Below are 2,988 nucleotides of genomic sequence, written 5' to 3'. Positions count from 1 at the left end.
GGGGTGTGGCATGGGGGTGGCAGGGCCTGCTGATGGCACTCGCGGCGCTGGCCGCCTGTAACGCGCCCGATCCGCTGGCCGATACCCAGCCTGGCGAACATGGCCGCGTGGTGCGCGTGATCGATGGCGACGCGCTGGTGCTGGACACCGGGCAGAGCGTGCGGCTGGTCGGGATCGAAGCGCCGGCGGGGCCCTACAAGGAACGTGAGGGGGCGCCTTTCTTCAAGGAATCGCGGCGGATGCTGGAGGACATGGCGCTGGGGCGCGAGGTGCAGCTGTTCTATGCCGGGCTGACGCGCGACCGGTATGACCGGGCGCTGGCGCATGTGGTGACGACGGACGCGCTGGGGCCGGAACTATGGCTGAACCGGGAGATGGTGGCGCGCGGCGGGGCGCGGGTGCGGGTGTATCCGGATACCGCCGGGGCGAATGACCTGCTGCTGGCGCCGGAGGCCGAGGCGCGGGCAACGGAACGGGGCCTGTGGGCGACGACAGCCTACCGGATTCCCGCGGCGACGGACCTGCCGGAGCCGTTCGAGAAATTCCAGCTGGTCGAGGGCGTGGTGGACGCGCGGCTGAGCACCGAGGAGCAGGGTGCGTCTTGCGAACTGGGCCTTGCCGGGTCGGCGCTGACACTGGAGATCAAGCGGAGCGCGGCGGCGCTGTGCCAGGTGCAGGCGGGCACGCCGGTGCGGGCGCGCGGCTATGTCTCTGGCGGCAAGCTGGAAATCGGCCACACGCTGAACTTGGAGACGCTGGCAGGCGATTAGGCGTCGGGCATTCACAAGCGGCGTGGTTTGCCCGATACAGGGTGAACGCATCCAGCCGGGAGACACGCAATGTTGGGCACTTTTATCCTGATCGGCCTTGGGGTCCTGATCCTCGGCGCGGTGGTTCTGATCTACAACCGCCTCGTAGCGAAGCGCCAGATGGTCAAGAATGGCTGGGCCGATATCGATGTCCAGCTGAAACGCCGGACTGACCTGATCCCGCGCCTTGTCGACACGGTGAAGGGCTATGCCGCGCACGAGAACACGCTGTTCGAGGATGTCGTGGCCAAGCGCGGCGAAGCGCTGGCGGCGGGTGACGACCTGCAGGCGCGCGGGGCCGCCGAGTCGGCCCTGTCACGGCCTGTGGCGCGACTGGTGGCGGTGGCCGAGGCCTATCCGGACCTGAAGGCGAACCAGAATTTTCTCGACCTGCAGACTGAACTGTCCGACACCGAGAACAAGATCGAGATGGCGCGGCGCTTCTTCAATGGCGCGGTGCGCGAACTGAACACGACCGTTGAGAGCTTCCCGGCCAATCTGATGGCCGGCCTGTTCGGTTTCCAGACAAGCGCCTTCTTCGAGATCGAGACAGCCGACCGCGCCCTGCCCTCGGTCGACTTCAAGGGGGAATAGGCCGTGTTGATGCGCCCCCTGATCGCGCTGTTGCTTGCGCTCACCCTGGCGATGGGGGCGATGGCCGAGGAGCGGATCAACCGGTTCGATGTGGACATCACTGTCCAGACCAATGGCGATATCGTGGTCAGCGAAACGCTGGCGGTCACGTCGGAAGGTTACCAGATACGGCGCGGCATCCTGCGCAACCTGCCCCGCTATTATGACGATGACGGCGCCAAGCTGCCTTATGATTACATGATCATGCAGGTGACGCGGGACGGTGCGCGCGAGCCCTATTCGACCGAAACCGACGGCAATGCGCTGATCGTCCGGATCGGGTCTGCCGATGTGTTCCTCGAGAACGGCCCGCATGTTTACGAGATCACGTACCGGGTGAAAAACCAGATTCGTTATTTTGCCGACCATGACGAAATCTACTGGAACGCCACGGGCAATTACTGGGACTTCCCGATAGATGCCGCGACCGCCACGATCACCCTGCCGCAAGGCGCGCGGGTGACGGCGTTTGACGCCTATACGGGCGGACTGGGCACGGCCGGAAAAGATTTCACGCACCAGTCGAACGGTGACAGCCATGTCTTCACGACGACCCGGGCGCTGCAATCGGGTGAGGGCCTGACGGTCGCCGTGGGGGTGGAGAAAGGCGTGATCGACCCGCCGTCGAGCGCGGACGAGACGCGCCGCTGGTGGCAGCGCAATGGCTCGCTGGCGATCCTGCTCGCGTCCCTGCTGGGCGTGTTCGGCTTCTCGATGCGCAACTTCAACAAGGTCGGGCGCGACCCGGTGAAGGGGCCGGTGTTCCCGCGCTACGCGCCGCCGGAAGGCTATTCGCCTGCGGGGGTCCACTATATCTATTACCGCTCACTGGCAGGTCACAAGGCGCTGATTGCCACGTTGATGAATCTCGCCGTGAAGGGGCATCTGAAAATTGAGGCCGGGAAGAAAAAGCAGACCACGCTGACGCGCACCCCGGAGACGGAAAAGCCTGCCACGCTGGCCGCCGAAGACGTGACGCTGGAAGCCGGGCTGTTCCGCAGCGATAACGCGCTGACGCTAGGCAAGAAATACGATGCGACGTTCACGGCGGCTTACACGACATTCCAGCTGGCGCTGTCGCGCGCCTACGGCGCCAAGTATTTCAAATGGAATATCGGCTATTCGATCCTCGCGCTGCTTTTATCGGGCGGTGCTTTGGCTCTGGCGATCACGCAGGCGACGCAGTGGTCGTGGTGGCACACGGGCGTGGTGATATCGCTGGCGGCGCTGAATGGCTGGTTCATGTACCTGATGCCGGCGCCGACCCGGAAAGGCCAGGCCGTGCGCACCGAGATTGAAGGCTTTAAACTATATATGGAAACCGCCGAGAAGCTGCAGCTGAACGCCGTGGAAGTCGGTAGCGAAGCGCCGCCGCCAATGACGACCGAACGGTATGAAACCTTCCTGCCCTACGCCGTGGCGCTGGGCGTGGAAAAGCCGTGGACGAAGCATTTCGAACGGCTGATCCCGGAAGAGGCCGCTGCCTACAATCCGGCCTGGACCAACATGTCATCCGGCGGTTTCCGCAATATCGGCGAGATGACCA

3 protein-coding genes are annotated in these 2,988 nt (G+C 64.4%); all 3 read left to right on the top strand.

Going from position 1 to position 2,988, the window contains the following annotated elements:
* The coding region (locus AADA04_RS04815; RefSeq protein ID WP_340692106.1) for a thermonuclease family protein at nt 1–770 on the top strand (770 nt) is incomplete at its 5' end.
* A 69-nt stretch (nt 771–839) separates the two neighbouring features.
* Entirely contained in the window at nt 840–1,403 is a 564-nt protein-coding gene (locus AADA04_RS04810; RefSeq protein ID WP_340692105.1) for a LemA family protein, read from the top strand.
* 9 nt (nt 1,404–1,412) lie between these two features.
* On the top strand, nt 1,413–2,988 hold a 1,576-nt coding region (locus AADA04_RS04805), incomplete at its 3' end, for a DUF2207 domain-containing protein (protein ID WP_340692107.1).

The sequence above is a fragment of the Hyphomonas sp. genome (assembly GCF_037969335.1).
Taxonomy (GTDB): domain Bacteria; phylum Pseudomonadota; class Alphaproteobacteria; order Caulobacterales; family Hyphomonadaceae; genus Hyphomonas.
Note: the sequence above shows the minus strand (reverse complement) of the source record. Positions and strands in the feature narration are given on the sequence as shown.

Bases quoted from the DNA above. Each gene is read 5' to 3' on its own strand.
- AADA04_RS04810 (WP_340692105.1), top strand. From the start codon at position 840: ATGTTGGGCACTTTTATCCTGATCGGCCTTGGGGTCCTGATCCTCGGC.